This window comes from Sulfitobacter sp. W027 (assembly GCF_025143985.1).
In the GTDB taxonomy this organism is placed as follows: domain Bacteria; phylum Pseudomonadota; class Alphaproteobacteria; order Rhodobacterales; family Rhodobacteraceae; genus Sulfitobacter.
The window spans coordinates 2766958-2787238 of sequence record NZ_CP083564.1 but is presented as its reverse complement, the minus strand read 5'-3'; the positions used below and the strand labels follow the sequence as shown (position 1 = coordinate 2787238).

Annotated in this window: 15 protein-coding genes; 11 read left to right on the top strand and 4 right to left on the bottom strand. The window is 59.8% G+C overall.

Features of this window, described 5'->3' with window-relative positions; translation table 11 throughout:
• Nucleotides 1-188 precede the first annotated feature (188 nt).
• From K3759_RS13725 to K3759_RS13680, 10 genes are all read left to right on the top strand, one after another.
• Entirely contained in the window at nt 189-2468 is a 2280-nt protein-coding gene (locus tag K3759_RS13725; RefSeq protein WP_259982621.1) for an AAA family ATPase, read from the top strand.
• A gap of 608 nt (nt 2469-3076) precedes the next feature.
• Entirely contained in the window at nt 3077-3721 is a 645-nt protein-coding gene (locus tag K3759_RS13720) for an AAA family ATPase (protein ID WP_259982619.1), read from the top strand.
• 1635 nt (nt 3722-5356) lie between these two features.
• Nucleotides 5357-6211: an AraC family transcriptional regulator gene (locus K3759_RS13715; protein WP_259982617.1), complete on the top strand. Its 855-nt coding sequence runs from the start codon at nt 5357-5359 to the stop codon at nt 6209-6211.
• A gap of 115 nt (nt 6212-6326) precedes the next feature.
• Nucleotides 6327-9308, top strand: coding sequence for a molybdopterin cofactor-binding domain-containing protein (locus K3759_RS13710; protein ID WP_259982616.1), 2982 nt, complete (start codon nt 6327-6329; stop codon nt 9306-9308).
• Nucleotides 9305-10132: a xanthine dehydrogenase family protein subunit M gene (locus K3759_RS13705; protein WP_259982613.1), complete on the top strand. Its 828-nt coding sequence runs from the start codon at nt 9305-9307 to the stop codon at nt 10130-10132. Before K3759_RS13710 ends, K3759_RS13705 begins: the two co-directional genes overlap by 4 nt.
• Nucleotides 10120-10626, top strand: a complete 507-nt coding sequence (locus K3759_RS13700; protein WP_259982611.1) for a (2Fe-2S)-binding protein — start codon at nt 10120-10122, stop codon at nt 10624-10626. The genes K3759_RS13705 and K3759_RS13700 overlap by 13 nt, the downstream gene beginning before the upstream one ends.
• Nucleotides 10619-12148: an AMP-binding protein gene (locus tag K3759_RS13695; RefSeq protein WP_259982609.1), complete on the top strand. Its 1530-nt coding sequence runs from the start codon at nt 10619-10621 to the stop codon at nt 12146-12148. Before K3759_RS13700 ends, K3759_RS13695 begins: the two co-directional genes overlap by 8 nt.
• A gap of 35 nt (nt 12149-12183) precedes the next feature.
• Entirely contained in the window at nt 12184-12990 is an 807-nt protein-coding gene (locus K3759_RS13690) for an enoyl-CoA hydratase/isomerase family protein (RefSeq protein WP_067940522.1), read from the top strand.
• Between the two features lie 37 nt (nt 12991-13027).
• On the top strand, nt 13028-14287 hold the full coding sequence (locus K3759_RS13685) for a benzoate/H(+) symporter BenE family transporter (protein WP_259982606.1): 1260 nt from the start codon (nt 13028-13030) through the stop codon (nt 14285-14287).
• Nucleotides 14288-14909: 622 nt separating this feature from the next.
• The gene (locus K3759_RS13680) at nt 14910-15803 is read left to right on the top strand and encodes an alpha/beta fold hydrolase (RefSeq protein ID WP_311199008.1); all 894 of its coding nucleotides are present in this window, start codon (nt 14910-14912) and stop codon (nt 15801-15803) included.
• A gap of 229 nt (nt 15804-16032) precedes the next feature.
• Here the strand turns inward: K3759_RS13680 and K3759_RS13675 are convergent, their stop codons facing one another.
• Both K3759_RS13675 and K3759_RS13670 read right to left on the bottom strand, forming a co-directional pair.
• Nucleotides 16033-16665, bottom strand: a complete 633-nt coding sequence (locus tag K3759_RS13675) for a tyrosine-type recombinase/integrase (RefSeq protein ID WP_259982604.1) — start codon at nt 16663-16665, stop codon at nt 16033-16035.
• Nucleotides 16666-16905: 240 nt separating this feature from the next.
• Nucleotides 16906-17823 (bottom strand): LysR substrate-binding domain-containing protein, encoded by a 918-nt coding sequence (locus tag K3759_RS13670; RefSeq protein WP_259982602.1) that lies wholly within the window; start codon nt 17821-17823, stop codon nt 16906-16908.
• 150 nt (nt 17824-17973) lie between these two features.
• Here K3759_RS13670 and K3759_RS13665 point away from each other — a divergent pair, with 150 nt between their 5' ends.
• Entirely contained in the window at nt 17974-18249 is a 276-nt protein-coding gene (locus K3759_RS13665; protein ID WP_259982600.1) for a DUF4242 domain-containing protein, read from the top strand.
• A 336-nt stretch (nt 18250-18585) separates the two neighbouring features.
• Here the strand turns inward: K3759_RS13665 and K3759_RS13660 are convergent, their stop codons facing one another.
• Both K3759_RS13660 and K3759_RS13655 read right to left on the bottom strand, forming a co-directional pair.
• Nucleotides 18586-19383 carry a fumarylacetoacetate hydrolase family protein gene (locus K3759_RS13660; RefSeq protein WP_259982598.1) on the bottom strand — a complete coding sequence of 266 codons (798 nt, stop codon included), beginning with the start codon at nt 19381-19383 and terminating at the stop codon, nt 18586-18588.
• Nucleotides 19384-19483: 100 nt separating this feature from the next.
• A complete protein-coding gene (locus tag K3759_RS13655; RefSeq protein WP_259982596.1) occupies nt 19484-20278 on the bottom strand; it encodes a cyclase family protein in 795 nt (264 codons plus the stop codon).
• Between the last annotated feature and the right edge of the window lie 3 nt (nt 20279-20281).

The following is a 20281-nucleotide window of genomic DNA, read 5'->3' as shown; positions in this document are numbered from 1 at the left end:
CTCGGCGGGCTTAGTGAATGGTGGGACTCTGAACCGCCTGCCTTAACCAAACACTCCAAAACGCGGTGCTTAGCAACGACCATACAGGATCACCTCGCAACTTTTAGTTGCGCCAAGGCAAAGGCGGTCGCATATTTTGACTGATAGCCGAACATCGCCAAGAATTTTTTCGAGTAGAGCATATTAACTTGATCATTAGCAGAGTTTCCGAACTGAAAAACGCAGGAGTGTGGAAGGATTTTTCCGCCCCTGCAGATATTCAACTCAAACCTCGCACCCTAATTTACGGGTTCAATGGGTCTGGAAAAACAACCCTTTCGCGGGTGTTTTCGTCGATTGAGCGGGGACGTCTTGAGGAGCGATTACCCACAGAAACAGCTTTCAAAATAGAAGTGTCTGACGGCACGGCTGTCACGCAAAATCCTATCTCAAACCCCTTCGGGAGTAACTTGCTGGTTTTCAATACAGACTTTGTGTCCAGGAACTTCGAATGGGATGCCAGCAGCACGAAGGGAATTGCCTATCTGAGCGAAAAGAAGGTCGATGCTCGAAAAGAGTTTGACGAGATAGCTCCAAAACTTTCCGCGGCAAAGCAACAGACCAAGGCCAAAGAGAAGGCGAAGACCAAGGCTGATAAGGACCTATCGGACTTCAAAACGCGAGTGGCGCGCAACGTCCGAGAAGTCGCTGCGTCGAGCACTTACACGCAGTCCTACGACGCTCGAAAAATTCAAGGACATTACTCGAAAGCATCCTTCGGCGCGGAGAAGAAGCTGTCCGAAGCTGAGCTCAAGAAAAACCAAGGAATGCTTGCTCAGCGGGAACCCCTGCCAACGCTTTCGTTCTCCCCAAGCCTTCCGGCCGGTCTGATTGACTGGTTCAAGGTTGGTCAAGCCCTGCTGACCGAGAGCGTTTCCGGCATCGCTTCGAAGGAGTTCGAAGCCCACTCGGATGCTCTTCGCTGGGTCGAGAAAGGACTCCACTATCACGACGAACATAGTGTGATCGACTGCTTGCTCTGTGGAAACCCATTCTCTGAAGAGCGCCGAGCACAGCTTCGGGTAATGTTCGACAGATCGTGGGCTGAGGCTCTTCGCGTTCTGGAAGACGCCGTGAAGCACGGGCATGAACACCAGCAAGCTCTTAGGGAGCTCTATCGGTCTGTCCCCAAGGAAGCTGAAGTTACCGCCGAAGAACGGGAAGCAATCGCCCTGAACCGAATGCTTTTCGAAACCGCTATCAAGCAGCTTGGCGCGTGTGTCGGGGAGCTTCTCAAAGGTCTCGAGGTAAAGGCAACAAACCCGACCAAAGAAGTCGAGGCAACCGCAGAGCTGGCCGATTTCGACCTTGAAAGGTGGCTCGCAGAATATGAGAAAATAGAGACCGCCCTGACTTCTGCCGTGAATAGGCACAACGAAGCCTTCACGAGTTTTGCCGCAATGCAAAAGGACGCCTTCACGAAAATCGAAGCACATGTTTTGGCGACCAACCAAGGTGATTGGGACCGCCTTCAAAAGGCTGTGCAGGATGCCGGAACAGAGCTTAAGACAGCGCAAACGGACGAGAAGGGCCTTGCAGACCGCCAGTTAGAACTTCGCAACGACCTACAAGACCACGGTGTTGGCGCGGACAAGATGAATGAGCTCATTTGGGCCTACCTAGGGCACAAAGAACTTCGTCTTGTTGCCGAAGCCGGTGGCTACAGCATCCTTCGGCCGAGCGGAAAACCTGCAACCGAGCTTAGTGAAGGAGAACGGACAGCGGTTTCTTTTTGCTACTTCCTGACGCAACTGGCCGCCGAGGGGCGCAAGGTCGAAGACCTTGTGCTGATCATTGATGACCCTATTTCGAGCCTCGATACCGCCGCTCGAACCTATGCCTACAGCCTGATGACGCGCATGACCAAGAAGTGCGCTCAGGTCATTGTCCTCACGCACAACACGAGCTTCATGAATATGGTGAAACGCGAGTTTCAAAATTTGCACCGCAGGGACGAGAGCAAGTGGGGGAAGGCCTTACTTTCACTTGACTGTCGGGATTCGGGTGTTGGAGACGAACGGGTAACTTCGCTTATCCAAATGCACAAATTGCTGGTGAACTACGACAGCGAATATCACTACCTCTTCCACCTTGTTCGTAGCGCCGTGAAGACTGGGGAAACCGACAAACTATTCTTGCTGCCAAATGCGACGCGTAAGTTGCTGGAGATGTTCGCAACCTTCTGTTCGCCGGGCAGACCTAAATTCGCAGACGCTCTTGGGGAGTACCATGACAAAGTGAAAGACAAGCTTGATGTTCGCGCTCTCGAACGGCTTGTCCAAATCGAGTCGCACGGCACAATTGACGGCCTTGGAACGTTGCCAGACCTCACGCTGGAAGAAGCCATCCGCGCGGCCAAAGCTGGTATCAACTTCATCAAGGAAGTTGGCGGGGATCACTACAAAAAGATGTGTGCAGCTTGTAAGTAATTCAGCCGCCAGAATAACATGATATCCCGCCATGGATTGGAAGAGGCCGTTTGCTGCGCTTGGCTTGAATGTCTGCAGAGGGCCGGAAGCGTCGGTCCTCGCCGCGCGCGACGGCCATGATAATTGACTGATGGCATCGCTAATCACCTATAGCTTCAACGCTGACCAAGACGGTTGTAGATGCGGAAAGTTTTAGTGGCAAAAAATGACCCGCCGTGGTGGCAGGCCAACCGGCGCCAATGATTTCCGACATCAACTAAACCAGTGCTTTAGATGTAGGTCGGTGGCAGATCGCGCCTGGCCGTTTCAATAGGTGAAACGGCGGGCAATTCAGCGCCATTTCGGCTGATTTGTCTTCCACTTTCTAGGTCTATTTCTTCCACTGTGCGTTAAGTGATTGAAATTAATTACTTTGTAAAATGCCGATCCGAGAGGGTCGGCATCTTTCGTTTTTGGCCTGGGAGCGAGGCAAGGTGGTTGACGAAGGCTGCCAGATGTTCCCATAACGTTCTCAAGGATCCGGATCCCCTCGATTAACCCCAGGCAGCCCCTCGCTGTCGAATGCTGGTCGCCAAGATACTGGTGAACCGGCTATGAGAGGACATCAAATGCCCCGCATCAAATTTTCCGATGTCAGATTCCCTAATCCCGATGCTCCGTCAGCGTTTGACATCGAAGCCCGCCTGAAACGTCACCTTATCAATTTTCGGAAGAAGAGAGGCAAACTCGAAGGAGGCAATCATATTTCTGATCGAGATCGGCTCAATATTCGACGGAAGGTAGTCGCCTACAAAGATGCGGTTTCTCGTAGATCAGGCATGGATCATCTGGCCGACAAAGACCGCCAGAAGTTGGAAGTATTCCGCCACGGCGTAGAGCTTATTTCAGTCGAAACCGAACACCGTGCAGACGAAATTGCCTCTGCTATTCATTCTGAGATGCCCTGGATGGCAGCAGCGACAGAAATGATCTGGCAGGACATGCGCGCGTCGGTACGCAGAGGTGATCTGGCGCCGCTTTTGCGACCCCTGCTCCTAGTTGGACCGCCCGGCATTGGAAAAACCTACTGGGCACGCACCTTGGCGCGGCATTTAACGGTGCCGACCGCAGTGGTAGAGGCCACCAGCGAGCCTGCTTCCTTCTCGGTCACTGGGTCTCAACGTGGTTGGGGATCCGCCGGGCCAGGAAAGCCTTTGGAAACCATCATGGCCACCGGGGTGGCAAACCCTGTCATCGTAGTCGATGAGGTTTAGAAAGCAGGTACGGTCGAATCGCTACGGGGGCAGCGGTTCGCTCTATCCGAGGGGCTCCTACCATTTTTGGAGCGCTCTACCGCCGTTCGATGGTCGTGCCCATATTTCCGCGTCTCCTTTGATATGTCCTGGATTACATGGATCATGACCGCAAATAGCGTGCAGGGACTGCCCGCCCCGTTTCTCAGCCGCTGCCCACCCTTAAAGCTCTCACCGCTTTCAATTGAGCATCTGCTTGGATTCGCGGATCAGCTAAGCACCAAGCGAAACCTCCCACCCGGAGCTGTTGATGCAGTGAAGGAGGTTATCGAGGCGATCAGGGCTCCACAATTAATAAGTCTACGCTCAGTTACAAGAATGATGGATTCTGTCGAACTGGCAATCAATCGGCCACCATTGCACTGAGTGAGGAGAGTCGAGCGAAGGTAAAGAGAACTCCTCCGCTACAACACCCTGCATGTTTCTATCTATTTAGAGGAAGTGCGTTATGCCCTTGAACGTTCGCCGTGGATCGCATTCGCGAACCCAAGCTTCACCCTTCAATCCAACTGGAACTGAACCATTTCCATATAAGGCCGGTAAGGCATCGTCGCGCTCCTTTGCAAGAGCTACTAAAGGTATTTTGGCTGACTTTGGGCAACACCAAGATTCCTACTTGTTGGCGGGTGCCCGATCAGCACCTCACCGGAGTCTGAGCGTCGGATCGGGAAGGTTCAAAGGCACTTCAGAATCAACGGGTAGCAGTCCGAAAGATCTTGGACCAATGAAGAACGAACACGATGTCCGGAGCCGAGTTGATGGCGGGCCGCCTGCGCGGCTGAAGCTCCACGCCAAGCACTCGGTTCTGCGAAAGATATCAACTTCCCTACGGGTCCGAATTGATCCAAGCATGGATGAATTTGGACCGTACATTGTCATCGACGATGTGACATCAGCAGAAATTCTGATCATTGCGCAGATATTTGAGGATTAAGTATGAACTTTGCTGGCGTGAAAGGGCGAAGAGCGGAAGTTCGCCGCAAGCGCGATCCGGCCCTGCCTGAACATTGAAAGCTGACATTCAGGCGATCCTGAAACTGGGTTTCACTCTGCATTGCCGTATGGCTGCAAGGAGCCCAAATTGTCCGCGTGAGGGGCAGACTTTTTCGCAGGTGCGGCATCAGCAGGACCAGCAAGAACGGCCCGGAGCTGACGTTCGTTGCCAGCGCAGCCAACGACCAGTGCTCAGCCTTCTCTTTCTATTCAATCATTCGGTATTTGACAGTTTCATCTGTGACTACGCTTGTCGATGTAAGGCTCTGCTCCGCTCACACGACTGAGATTTGGAAGAAGCTCAAATTTCCATGCGACTGAAAGGAAATGGCTTCTGTGTCGCCGAAGGGGTTTTGCGCATACCGAAGTGCGTTTGCGCTAAGCGGAGCGATTTCCGCACCAACGAAATAGATTTATTAAGCCGACCAGATTGCGACCACGTTGATCAAGCGGGGTATTCGGCATCCGCGAACGAGTGAAGTTACAGACTGAACAAGTGCCTTCGAGGATGGCCTGAAACGTCCAACCGTCATGATACCTGCACCCGAGATGCTTGCAGCCGAGCGAGATTGACAGGTTCGCGAAAACTGGTAACGATTCCAGATGTCGTCTGCTCTGAGGATCGCTATCGGGACGTTCGGGCGGGTCGCTCTCCTTGATATGGACCGGCCCCTTGTCAAGCATGCCCATGCACAATGCCACGTGCTGCTGAAGGTCGAGGGTGCCGATACCGAGTTTGACGTGGGTGGTCGGCGCGTGGCGCTGACCGACGAAAGCGCCGTGCTCATCAACGCTTGGGAACACCACAGCTACGTGCACCGCGCGGGCCAACCGCCGACGATCATCCTCGCGCTTTACATTGAGCCGATCTGGCTGAGCGCGTTTCGCGGCAATTGGCAAGCGAGCGCGGGACCGGGTTTTTTCCCGCATCCGGGCGGTGCCATCACCCCGCAGATTCGCCGCCAGGTCGGCGAGACCGCCGAGGCGATGGTGCAGGCTCCGGGCGACGCCGCAACACATGAGCGGCTGATCGGGCGGCTGATGGTCTCGATCATCGAGCGGCTGGCGCTTTGGCGCGAGGCGCAGCCGTCGCTCCGGGCACGGGCCACAGCAATGCGCGCGCCCGACCGGCGGATCGCGCGGGCCCAGGCATTGATGTGCGCGGACCCGGCTCGAATTCCCTCGATGGAGTGGCTGGCGCGCGAAAGCGGCGTGTCCCGCGCGCATTTCTTCCGGTTGTTTGAGGCCGAGACCGGCATTTCTCCGCGTGTCTATCTGAACACCCAGCGAGTGGAGCGCGCGGTGCAGGCAGTCGCAAACGACACCCGCAGCTTCACCGACATCTCCGACGATTTGGGCTTCTCAGTGCCGGCGCATTTCTCGCGCTTCTTTCACGACCATGCCGGCTCCTCGCCGAGCATCTTCCGTGATGTCTCGGCGCTTCGCGACAGCGGCTGACCCCGGTTTTTGAGACTCCTCGGTAAGGTCCGAGACCTGGCGGGATCGCGGGACCTCCGGATGCGCGCCTAACGTCCCTTCCCAAGGGCTTGCCTATGCCAAGCCGGGAGGAGACATGAAAGATACCGTTACAGAGACACTCGTCGGCCGCTCGGTCGCACGCGTCGAGGATCCGGCACTCCTGTCGGGGCACGGGCGTTACATCGACGATCTGCCGGTGGCACCAGGAACGCTGGCGTTGGCCTTCTTGCGGTCGCCGCACGGACACGCCGACATCCGGTCGATCGACACCGCCGAGGCGGCCCGCGCGCCCGGCGTCGTCGCCGTCATCACCGGACAGGACGTCGCCGCGCGCACCCGGTCGATGACCGTAGGCGTGAAGGCCGATGTCGAATGCTGGCCGATGGCGGTGGATCGCGTGCGCTATGTCGGCGAACCGCTGGTCATGGTCGTGGCAACCGACCGCTACCTGGCCGAGGATGCCGCAGATCTGGTCGCGGTTGACTATGGCCCGCTCGGCTCAGTGGTCGATCCCGTCGCGGCGCTCTCGGACGATGCGCCGGTGCTTCATCCCAGCCTCGGCGGAAACCTCATTAACGAAAGGCGCTTCCGCTACGGCGATCCCGAAGCGGCGTTCGAGGCTGCCTCGAGCCGGATTGGCATCGACGTTACCTATCCGCGCAGCGCCTGCACCCCCATCGAAACCTACGGCGTGATCGCCAACTACGAGCCGGGCGAGGATGCCTATGACGTCACCGCGAATTTCCAGGGCCCTTTCTCGATCCACGCGGTGGTGGCCCGGTCACTGAACGTGCCGGGCAATCGGCTGCGGCTGCGCACACCCCCCGATTCCGGTGGCTCGTTCGGGATCAAGCAGGGCGTCTTTCCCTACATGATCCTCGCGGGCATCGCCGCGCGCATCGCGGGCGCGCCAGTCAAGTGGATCGAGGACCGGCTGGAGCATCTGTCTGCCAGCGTTTCTGCGACCAATCGGCAGACTCGGATTGAAGCAGCGGTTGAGGCGGATGGCCGGATCACCGCACTTGATTGGGATCAGATCGAGGATTGCGGTGCCCATCTGCGCGCGCCGGAGCCTGCTACGCTCTACCGGATGCACGGCAACATGACCGGTGCCTACGACATCCAGAATCTGGCGATCCGCAATCGTGTCGTTCTTACGAACAAGACGCCAACGGGCCTTAACCGCGGCTTTGGCGGCCCACAAATCTATTTCGCACTGGAGCGACTGATGGATGCCATCGCCCGGCAGCTTGGGCTGGACCGGCTGGAGGTCATCCGCCGCAACCTCATCCCTGCCGGGGCGTTTCCCTACCGCACGGCAAGCGGTGCGCTCTACGACTCGGGCGATTACGCCACGGCGCTGAACCGCGCGGTCGCCGAAGGCGGTCTCGCCGAGCTTTACGCCCGCCGCGAAAAGGCCCGCGCCGAAGGCCGACGCTATGGCATCGGCTTTGCCTGCGTTGTTGAGCCTTCGGTATCGAATATGGGCTACATCACCACCGTGCTGACCCCTGAAGAGCGTGCCAAGGCGGGGCCCAAGAACGGCGCGCAGGCAACCGCAACCATCGCAATCGACCCGCTCGGCTCGGTTACGGTCAAGGTCGCCTCGGTCCCGCAGGGTCAAGGCCACCGGACCGTCCTGGCGCAAGTCGTGGCCGACAAGTTCGCCCTGCCGATGGAGGCGGTGCGCGTTCTGGCTGATGTGGACACGATGCGCGATGCCTGGTCCATCGCCTCGGGCAACTACGCCTCGCGCTTTGCCCCGGCGGTCGCTGGTGCGACCGAGATCGCAGCAACGCGGCTGCGCGAAAAGCTGGCCAAGGTCGCGGCTACGCAGCTGAACATTGCGCTCGAGGACGTGTCCTTCGAGGGGGGCCGCATACGCGCCAAGGGCAATCCCGACAACAGTCTGTCCTTCGCGCGGGTTGCCGCCACGGCGCATTGGTCGCCGGGCACCCTGCCGGACTGCGTGGATCAGACCTTGCGCGAGACGGTCTATTGGAGTCCGCCCGAACTGGAGGCCCCGACAGCCGAGGACGGGATCAATTCCTCGCTCTGTCACGGGTTCATCTTCGATTTCTGCGGGGTCGAGATCGACCCCGAGACCGCCGAGCCCAAGATCGACCGCTACGTGACCATGCACGATTGTGGGCGGATCTTGCATCCCGCGATGGTCGACGGACAGGTGCGTGGCGGCTTTGCCCAGGCGGTGGGCGCGGCGTTCCTTGAGGAATATGCCTACGGTGCGGACGGATCATTCCAGTCCGGCACGCTGGCCGATTACCTCTTGCCCACGGTGATTGAGGTGCCCGAACCGGTCATCCTGCATCACGAGACGCCGTCGCCCTTCACGCCGCTCGGGGCCAAGGGCGTGGGCGAAGGCAATTGCATGTCGACGCCCGTCTGCATCGCCAATGCCGTGGCCGACGCGCTGGCCCCCGAAGGCGATTCACCTGATATCGTCCTGCCGGTGACCGCGGCCAAGCTTGCGCCGCATATCTTCGGCGACGAGCCCGCCCCGAAAGACCCGGTGCCCGAGACCAAGGCCGAGGCCACGACGGGTGGGCGCAAGCTCACGGGGAATGGCCGCGCCGTGGTGCAGGCCAGCCGCGCCGATGTCTGGCAGATGCTGCTCGATCCAGCGACGCTCGATGCGATCATACCCGGCTCGCACGGCGTGCAGAAGGTCGGCGAGACACGCTTCAAGGCGGATGTGACGCTGGGCGTCGGGCCGGTCCGGGGCCGCTACAAGGCCGATATTGAATTGTCGGACCTCGACCCGCCCAACGCCGTGACGCTGTCGGGCCAAGCTGTCGGCGCGCTTGGCACCGGCGGCGGACATGGCCGCATCACACTGACCGACACCGACGACGGCACCGAGATCGCCTACCGCTACGAGGCTGAGATCGGCGGCAAGGTTGCCTCGGTCGGCGGGCGGCTTCTGGACGGCGCGGCCAAGGTCGTGATCGGCGAGTTCTTCCGCGCGCTGGCCCGCCATTGCGGCGGCGCGGGCACCGGGCCTTTGGCGCGGCTCAAGGGCCTTTTCCACCGCATAACGAAAGGAGGCCGGTCATGAAGCCCGCCCCATTCGACTATGTCGCCGCCAGGGAGATGGGCGAAGCGCTGGAAGCACTGCATCAAGGTGGCACCGAGGCCCGGGTCATCGCGGGCGGCCAGTCGCTGATGCCGATGCTGAACATGCGCCTCGCGCGCCCTGCCACACTCGTTGACATCACTCGCATCCCGGAGCTGTCTCGGATCGAGGCCAAGGGCGATAACGTCACCATCGGGGCCGCCGTGCGCCAGAGCACGCTTGAACGCTGGCCGGATCTGGCGGACCGCTTGCCGCTGGTGCGCGCCGCGCTGCCATGGGTCGGACACACGCAACTGCGCAATCGCGGCACGGTTTGCGGTTCTGTCGCCCATGCCGATCCCAGCGCCGAGCTGCCGCTTTGCCTAATTGCCCTCGGCGGCACCGTGACCCTGCGCCGCCGTCGCAAGACACGAGCCGTCGCGGCGCGCGATTTCTTCCAGGGCATGATGTCCACTGACCTCGCCCCCGGCGAGATGATCACCTCGGTCACTTTCCCGGCCCACCAAACAGGCACCGGATACGCGTTCCGCGAAGTGGCCCGCCGCCATGGTGATTTCGCCATCGTCGCCTGCGCCGCCATCGCCCGACCCGACGGCACCGCCACGCTGAGCGTGGGCGGCGTCGCCGACACGCCCCGCACGCTCGATCTGCCCGCAGACGCGCAAGGACTCGATGACCGGTTGAACGAGTTCGCCTGGCATTTGCAGGCCCGCGACGACCTGCATGCGACCGCCCGCTACCGCCGCGATCTGGTCCGGCAGCTCGGCCGCGCAACCTTGAAGGAGGCACTGTCATGCCGCGACTGACCCAAGACGAGACGCACCCGGTGCGCTTCACCCTGAACGGACGTCCCGTTTCGGCGCGTGTGTCGCCACGCACATTGCTGACGGATGTCCTCCGCCAAGAGATCGGCGCGACCGGCACCCATGTGGGCTGCGAGCACGGCGTCTGCGGTGCGTGCACGGTCCAAATCGAAGGGGAGCCCGCGCGCGCCTGCTTGATGCTCGCTCATCAGGCCGAGGGCTGCGAGCTCCGCACAGTGGAGGGGCTTGCGACAGACGATGCGCTGAGCTCCCTGCAAGAAGCCTTTCGCGAACATTTTGCGCTGCAATGTGGCTTCTGCACCGCGGGCATCCTGATGACGCTCGACGCGCTGTTTTTGCGCCAACCGGACGCGGATGAAGGGGCGATCCGCGAGGCGCTCTCGGGACATCTGTGCCGCTGCACGGGTTACGCGCCCATCGTTCAGGCGGCGCTTGCCGCCCGCAACCGCATCAAGGGAGGACCAATCGATGCTTGACCTCGGAACCAGCTTTCTCGCGTCCGTGGAACGCGACCCCGACGCGATGGCCATCGCCGAAGGGGAACAGCCAATCACTTATGGTGACTGGTATCGCCGGATCAGCGCGTTGGTGGATGGGCTTGGCCAGATCGGCCTGCGGAAGGGCGATACACTCGTCACGGCAATGCAGAACCGGTGGGAGAATGCGTCGCTGCATTGGGCCTGCCAACTTGCCGGGATCGTCATAACGCCCGTGAACTGGCGTGTCACCGCCGATGAGTTGGACCACGCTCTGCGCGACAGCGCGACCCGCGTGCTGGTGCATGATGATGCCGCGTCCGACGCGGTAGCCGGATCGGTGCTGGCGCACGGCCTGACAGTCATACCGCTGGGCGGCGATCAGGGCCTCGCGGCGCTGCTGGCGGGACACGCGCCCGACGCCGTGCCACAAGCGGGGCCCGAGGATCTGTCGGTCATGCTCTATACATCCGGCACGACCTCGAAGCCAAAGGGCGTGCCGCGTCGCCACCGTGCCGAGCGCGCCGCCGCCATCGCCCATGTGGCTCAGAACATGTATCATCACGGCGAGCGAACGCTGGGCGTCATGCCGCTTTATCACACGATGGGCATCCGGTCGCTTCTGTCAGCCAGCGTGATCGGCGGTGCCTTCATCTGCCTGCCGCGCTTTGACGTGCCGGGTGCGCTGGACGCCATCGAGACTCATCGGGTCACCAACCTCTATCTGGTGCCGACGCTCTATCACGACATTGTCCACCACACCGCATTCACGCCGGACCGGGTTGCATGCGTGCGCAAGCTGGGCTTTGCAGGCGCGTCGATGACCGATGGCCTGTTGCAGAAACTCGCGGAGGCTTTTCAGCCCGATCTTTTCGTGAACCATTATGGCTCGTCCGAGATCTACACCTTCTCCATCTGCCAGGACGCTGCGGCCAAACCCGGATCGGCGGGCCGCGCAGCGATCAACCAGCGTTTGCGCGTCGTGCCGTTCGGCGCGGCGGATGCCAGCGAGACCTGCGCGCCAGGAGAGGAAGGTGAAATCGTTGCCTGCATGCAGGGCGACGAGGCCTTCGAGGGTTACTGGAAACGCCCCGAGGCGGACCGCAAGGCGATCCGCGACGGCTGGTATTTCACCGGCGACTGCGGCCATTTCGACGACGACGGTGATCTATTCGTCACGGGCCGCGCCGACGACATGATCATCACTGGAGGCGAGAACGTCTCACCCGTCGAGGTGGAAAGCTGCCTCTCGCTGCACCCCGCTGTGGCCGAGGTTGCGGTGGTTGGCCTGCCGGATGCGCGTTGGGGCAAGGTCGTGACTGCCTTCGTCAAGCGCGCCGGCGCTGTTACCGAAGACGATCTCGACGCCCATTGTCGCAACTCGGACCTGTCCAATTTCCGCCGTCCGCGCCGCTACGTTTTCGTTCGCGAAATCCCGAAATCCCCGGTCGGAAAGCTCCTCCGCCGTCTGCTCGTCGCAGGCGAATACGAGGCCGAGCCGACCGAGACCACACCCGCATGAATCCAAGGAAAGAAACTGACATGAAAGACGCTAACATGACCGAAACCCTTACCTTCACCGATCCGCGCCTCGCTGAACTCGACGGCTTCCACGTGCAGCTCAATGCGAGCAATGAACGCGCCGACATCATCCTCGCGCGACCGCCCTACAACGTCATCTCGATGGGCGCACGCGATCAGCTGCGCCTTGTCTTCGAGGCTCTCGATGCCGATGATCGCGTGCGCATCATCGTGATCTCGGGCGAAGGCGAGCATTTCTCGTCGGGTGGCAATATCAAAGGCTTCCTTGAGGCAAGCCCCGAGCATGTCTCGCATCTGGCTTGGAACATTGCCGCGCCTTCGCGCTGCACCAAGCCGGTGATCGCGGCCAATCGTGGCTACACGTTCGGCGTCGGCTTCGAGCTGTCGCTGGCCTGCGATTTCCGAATCGTGTCCGAGACCTGTCGCTACGCGCTGCCCGAACAGAAGCTGGGTCAGATCCCCGGCTCGGGCGGTTCTGCCCGGCTGCAGAAAATCGTCGGCGTCACCCGCACTAAGGACATCGTCATGCGATCCAAGCGCATCCCGGGTCAACAAGCACTCGATTGGGGTATCGCCACCGAATGCGTGCCCGACGGCGATCTCGAACAGGCGGTGACCGACCTGGTCACCGAGCTGCGCGAATTTTCACCGATGGCGCAGCGCACCGCGAAGAAGCTGCTGAACGACACCGACGATGCGCTTCTCAGCACCGCGATCGAGATGGAGGGGCTGAACTACAGTCGCCTGCGCCAATCTGAGGATTTCCGCGAGGGCGTCGAGGCCTTCCACGCCAAGCGCAAGCCCGCGTTCACCGGCCGCTGAGACGGCCAAGCAACCACATTTAAGGGAGGAGACCCAAGTGGAACAGACAGAACAATCGAACTGGATCGAAAAGGGTCCGGGCTTCGGCGCTGGCCTATCGGGCCTACGCGAGGCGCTGGGCATCAAGACAGCGAGCGCGGGACTGGTCGCGGCGATCTTCGGATGCTCGGGCCCGGCGCTGATCGTGATCGGGGCGGCCAACAATGGCGGGCTGACCGAGGGACAGACAGTAGCCTGGCTGTTGGCGATCTATGGCCTTGGCGGGCTAATTAGCCTGATCATGGCGCTTTACTACAAGCTGCCGGTAACCGGGGCCTATTCGATCCCGGGCGCAGCGCTGGTCGCGGGCGCGCTTGGCACGTTTCCCTTCGAACAGGCGGTCGGAGCGTTCCTGATGGCGGGCGCGATGGTGTTCGTCCTCGGCATCACCGGGCTCATTGGCAAGGTGATGCGCTGGCTGCCGATGCCCATCGTAATGGCGATGATCGCAGGCGCACTCATCCGTTTCGGTATCGGAGCGGTCACATCGATCGAAAAGCTGCCCATCGTGGTCGGGGCCGCGACCGTGGCCTTCTTTCTGTCGATGCGGTTCCTGCGCGCAGTGCCGCCGGTGCTGACGGCACTGGTCGTCGGCCTCGTGGCCGTGACCCTGACTGGAGGCTTTCAGGGCGGCGAGGCGGCGATCAGCTTTGTCGCACCGGAGTTTACCACGCCCGTGTTCACCGTCGACGCCTTCCTGGCCATTGCCGTGCCGTTGGCCGTGCTGGTCATTGGCGCCGAGAATGCTCAAGCTATCGGGGTCCTCTACGCCGAGGGTTACCGCCCGCCGATCAACGCGATGACCGTTATCTCGGGCATCGGCGGCATGCTGGCGGGACTGATCGGCGGCCATAACGCCAATATCGCAGGGCCGATGACGGCGATTTGTTCGTCCGATCAGGCCGGCGAGAACCCCGAGGGGCGCTATGCGGCCACGGTCCTGAACGGCGTGCTGTTCGCGGCCTTCGGGGTCTTCGCCGGGGTCGCGGTGCCGTTGATCATGGCGCTGCCCGGACCGCTGATCGGGGCCGTGGCCGGTCTGGCGATGATTACCGTCCTTCTCAGCGCGTTCCAGTCCGCCTTCGACCGCAAGGCGGGCCACCAGATCGGTGCCTTTGTCGCGCTGATCGTAGCGATGTCGAACGTGTCGTTCCTCAGCATCAGTGCGCCCTTCTGGGCCCTGGTCGCAGGTGCCGCGGTGTCGATGCTGAACGAACGGGTGGTCATATCCAAGCCTGTGGCCACTCCGGCATCCTGAAGAACGATGCTATCTCGAACGAGCGATCCAAAGGGGGGGTGCCAGCGCCCCCCCCACAACTGTTTTATTGGTCGCCACCGCGATCCTGTCGAACTGGCGGCAAGGAGATAGATATTTGATTTCGTTCAGTGCGCTGGCGTTCCGATAACATGGTGCGTTAGCTTGTGTCGTCTGGTCGCAGTTCGTTGTCTTCCGCTACCCGAACGCGATGTCGAACCAATTCAGATCGGACGGCTGAGGTTTGTTCACAGCAATAGTCCAAGAGTTGCAAGGGACTTTGCCGTCGCGCATTCCGAGTTCCAAGGCTGGCTTGCAACTCTCCCAGAGCAACTTCATGTCTTTTGCAAGGGCGAGAAACGACCGCTTTCCACTCTCTGTCCCTGACGACTTTCGCATTTGCAGCGCAAATCGAGCACTCGAGCCGAACGGAAGGAAAGTCCGCACACCACCAGTTCGCCTCCGCCTTAATTTCGCGCCCGCAGCGAAGGTCCGAAATGACGGGCCGTGTCGCAGCGGAAGCAGGGCCCGGTCAAAGGCCGCAATGGGCCGTTCTTGACTGCGGCGAGACGACCGCACAGGGATCAGGAATTGATATCTGTGCGCGGGGGCGGCGGCGGCGGCGATGCGCAGGAGGACCGGAACATGCGCGTCCGCTGCATGCCGCCATCGGCACGACGACCCGTCGGTTACCAGCACAACCGGCGGAACCAGTTCCGCTGCCAAGCGTTCCTTGAGCATGGAATTGAATTGTGAACGTCACGGTGCCGGACCACCCTTGCTCCTGGTTCACGGGTTAGGTGGAAGCGTCCGGTCCTGGGACGGCATCCTGCCGATGCTTGCTCGCGAACGCGAAGTCATATTGGTCGATCTGCCTGGGCACGGGGGGTCTCCGGCTCTTTCGGGGCGCCAGACGATTGCCGCCTATGCGGATGCGCTCGAACACTTCATCGACCGGAACGGGCTCGCCGACATTGATACCGTCGGCAGTTCCGTCGGTGCGCGGCTGGTGCTGGAACTGGCACGGCGCGGCATCGGCGGCCACACGGTCGCTTATGATCCGGGTGGTTTCTGGCGCGGCTGGGAGACGGCGTGGTTCCGCTCGACGCTTGCCGCCTCGGTCCGGCTGGTGCGCCTCCTGCGGCAGCGCATTCCGGCGCTCTCGCATAGCCGTGCCGCGCGTGCCGTTCTGCTCGCGCAACTGTCGGCGAAGCCCGGTGCCCTCGATCCCCTGCTTGTCCAGAACGAACTGACGGCCATAGCCGAGACAGACGTGTTCGACGCGATGCTGCGCGAACTGGCGCGTGGTCCGTTGCAGGAGGGGACCGCCACACCTCCGGGCCGCGTGACGATTGGCTGGGGCCGTCAGGACCGTCTCCTGCTGCCGCGTCAGGCGGAGCGCGCACAAGCGGCCTTCCCCACCGCGCGGTTGCACTGGTTCGAGCGGTGTGGCCACTTCCCGCAGTGGGACCGCCCGAAGGAGGCCGCAGAGGTCATCTTGAAAACGATAACGAGATAAGGCGCGGATAGCGGATATGACCTCTCACGCGCGGTCCAGCTTCTCGAGAAACTGCATGATGAGACGGAGATAACTCGAGCGGATGCTTCCTTTGTCCGCTCCGCCGACCTTCACCTTCGAAAATGATGCGCGAGGGATGAATGGCCGATATCTTGAAGCTGCATCGCAGCGTTCGATCATCAAGGTAATGGCAGGTCTGGGCCGGCCGCGACAGACCGGCCCCTGGCGCTTAGATCTCTACCGACTCTGCAATCGGGAGCGCATCCTCCAGTTCGACGCCGAGGTAGCGCACGGTGCTGTCCATCTTTGTGTGGCCAAGCAAGAGCTGAACTGCTCTAAGATTGCCGGTCTTCCGATAAATCTGCGCAACCTTGGTGCGACGCATGGAATGGGTGCCGTAGGCGCTCGGCTCGAGACCGATGGAGGCCACCCAGTCCCGGACGAGGCGAGCATACTGCGGCGTCGAAATGTGCAGCCGTTCGTGGAACCGCCCCGGCCAGAGATGCTCCGACCCAACCATGAGCGGGGATTCGAGCCAGGCTTCGATTGCTTTCCGAGTCCCTTCGGTAATCTCGAAGCTCACGGGCCTGCTTGTCTTGCTCTGGACAATCTCAGCGCGGTGCCTGACCTGCCCCGCGGCGTAGACGTCGGCGACCTTGAGCCGCACCAGGTCGCAGCCACGCAACTTGCTATCGATGGCGAGATTGAAGAGCGCCAGTTCTCGGGTCCGATGGGCGATCTCCAATCGGACCCGGATCGCCCAGACATGCTTCGGTTGCAGCGGTCGTTTCTGGCCGACGATGCGCCCCTTGTTCCAAGCGGGACGGCAGGCACGGATTGCTGGTAGGTTGGCGGTAGGCATAGCGGTTCCTCCAATCCACCGGTCCCGCCACGTCTTCGGCGTTTCGCCGACGGCCAACTTTACAATCGATCTGCGGCGAAAGTCGGCTTCGAGCCCAAAGCGACCAATGCTGCGCGATGTCCGAATGTCAGCTCTTGGCGGAGCGGCCAAAAACATAAAAACGTTGATTCAGGTGTTGTAGGGGAGTTGTTATCCGCACAATCCGGCGGGGTCACACGCTCTCTCTTTGCGCAATCAGGATTACAAGCTTTCAAATCGCTCGATTTCGCTGCGCGTTTCGCTTGCCATGTTGCGGAGCCATGCGGCAAATCTTTGCACTTGGGGTCGCTTTGCGGCATCGGGGCGAAGCTGCATCCTGTAGGGATGCGGTGCAGTGATGTGCTGAGACCCAGGGAAGGGATTGACGATCGAACCGCTTTCTAAATCGCTCAGCACCAAAGACAGACCACACACAAAAAAGCCCACGTTCTGCCGCACCGCTTCTAATGCAACCCGGGCATTTGGATAATGAACGCCACGATCTGGGCCGCTTTCGCGATGACCGAATTTTTGAAACCACTCGACCCACCCAGGATGATTTAAACTTTCTCGCTGGACCTTCAAATGCAGGAGCGGCATTCCCTCCATCTGGAGAACAGGGTCCCAATCTGCAATACGGCGCGGGTTGTCGGGACCGGTTACTGGCAAAAAAGTGTCGGTAAATAATGGCTCACCAGACCCTTCTCCGTAGTCGATACGTATATCAGGCGCGCCTAATCTCAGAGGAACATCCCCCGCCCCGTTTATGCAGAACAGGATGTTAGGATGCGCTTCACGGAAGGCATCGATACGTGGTGCCAACCAGAGCTCGGCCCAATCCGGGTCCGCAACAATCTGTATTTCGCTAACGCGTTGGAAATCGAGCGTATCAGTCACTCGTTCGAGTGCTGCAAAGGCCAACTGCAAATCAGCAAGAGCGTGCTCAAGCTGAGGTGTCGGCTGCAATCCAGATCGCCCCCTCAGCAAGAGATCGGCACCTAGAAAGTCTTCCAATGTTCGAACGCGCTGTCCAATTGCAGCAGGCGTAATGCCCAACGTGTCTGCAGCAGCTTTTAGCGAGCCCTTACGAATAGATAACTCGACCGCTTGGAGTGATTTCAGATGTGTTAAAGTGACCATTAATAAAGTTTATCTTTAGTTCACAAAATAACAACTGCGATTACGATAGAAAACCGTTACCAGACTAAAGAAAATTGAGTTTTGATATGCGCTGACGGTCGTGCATGGTCATGGGGCGACTTCATTTCAACCAACAAAGGAGATCAAAGAATGGAACGCTTCATCATCGAACGCGACATTCCCGGCATTGGCGAGTTTTCTCTGACTGAGCTTTGCGGCGCTGCCCGCGCCTCAAATCAGGCACTGGCCACTATCGGCCCGAGCATACAGTGGCAACATTCTTATGTTGCGGCCCAGAAGACGTTCTGTGTCTATCTTGCCGAGAGCGAGGAAGAGATCAACAAACACGCCGAACTGAGCGGCATTCCCGTGTCGAACATCACAAAAGTTTCGCAGATCATCGATCCATTGACGGCAAACAACTAAACTTCGGATGATTTCGGACACACCGACGACGATTTTCGAATGGTCGACGGAACTTTTTAGCTTCGGGCCGACAGAGCCAAGCTGTTTTTCAGTTCACAACTCTTACGTTCGTGTCACTGGCAACAAACACCAACATCAACCGGCCCCGAAAGCAGCCATTGGTGCAAGTGCAGCGAATTGACGCTTCGTCCCGCACAGCTGACTTTCACCAAACGAGAGTGCTGCACGATGTTTGAATGGCCGGTCTCGGGAAGTCGCAGTGCGGCATCGAAGTCGGGCCTGAATGTCCGGTTAGGGCCGAAACCGCTCGCGCTGCCTCGGTGATCTATCCGGCTGTTACCTAGTCTTGATAATGCGGTTGCTCAGTGTGCCAATGTGCTCAATCGTCAATTCCATTAAATCCCCATCTGCCAACTGCCGCCCCAACTCTAACCCGCATCCGGTGCCAACTGTGCCAGAACCGATCACCTCACCGAGATGGAGCGTTTCGCTGGCCGAAATGTGCGCGATGATCTTTGCAAAGTCATGCCGCATGTCACGTGCGTTCCCGCCACCCCAATGCTGCCCATTTACCGAAACACACATCTCAAGTGTAGCAGGGTGAGGCACTTCGTCCGCGGTCAGAATATAAGGTCCCAGTATATTGCCCGTATCGAAGTCCTTGCCCTTGGCCGGTCCGAGTTGTCCGGCCATTTCCAGCATTTGCGCGTCTCTTGCGGTCATGTCGTTGAAAATGGTGTAGCCGAAAATGTGGTCCGGGGCGTCTTCCAGGCTGATGTCTGAACCGCCTTTGCCGATCACGATCGCCAGTTCAAGTTCGAGGTCCATATGGTTGCTATAGGCGGGCCAGCGCACATCTTCCCCGTGGCCAATCACCGAAAAGCGGTTGGATTTATAATAAATCGGCTGGTCGTACCAAACCGGCGGAATGGCAAAGTCTCGTCCGGTCATCTCACGGGCTCTTGCGAAGGCGTTGATGAGATGTTCCTCGAACACCAAGCAATCGCGCAGTTGTTCGGGGCGGGGCAGGGGCGCGAGAAATGTAACTTCTGTTTCTTCAATCCGCGGCGCGGTGTCGAGGGCGGCGCGGGCAGTTTCTAGCCCCAGTGCGCCGCTGGCAATCAGGGTCATCATATCCGGAATGCCACAAGCCGCTGTCAGGTCCACCAGCCCGCCGTCCGCAGCGGCTACTACGATTTGTCGGTCTGCGTGGACCACAGTTCCCAGACGCATCTTACTGCTCCTCGATAATCGCGACAGCGCGGGTAAACCCGGCAGATGCGCGCTTTATTTTGTAAGGGAAACAGGAGATTATAAATCCGTGGTCGGGCAATTGGTCGAGGTTTGCAAGCTTTTCCATGTGGCAATAGCCGATTTCCATCGATGCCCGATGCCCTTCCCAGATGATGCTTGGGTCCCGGTCACTCAGCCACCTTTGCGCAGTCAGACCGAATGGCGCATCCCAAGACCACGCATCGGTGCCCGTCACCCGTACTCCGCGCTCCAACAGCCATAACGTTGCGTCGCGCCCGATACCGCAGCCGGTGTGAATATAATCCTCCTTGCCGTAGTGCGTCGCGGCGGCGGTATTGACGACTACGATATCCAGTGGTGCAATCTCATGGCCAATACGCTTCAACTCCGCTTCGATATCTCCGGGAGTTGCCACATAGCCGTTCGCCAGATGGCGAAAATCCAGCTTGACCGCATTCGAAAAACACCATTCCAGCGGCACTTCATCGATGGTCGCGGCAGGTTCGCCCCCCTCCACGATCGCCCGGTTCATTGTGGAATGGTGATGATAGGGTGCATCAAGATGGGTGCCGTTATGGGTGGCGATCTGCAGACGCTCGATCGCCCAGCCTTCGCCTGCGGGCAATTGATCCTTTTTTAGGCCCTCGAAGAACGAGGCAACCTGCCCGCTGGTCTGCTCGTGATCCAGATATTCGATCTGCGGTTGAATGAGCGGGGGATCCGAGATGAGATCGGCGTCCAGCGCCACAGATATATCGATGAACTTGCGGCGCATCTC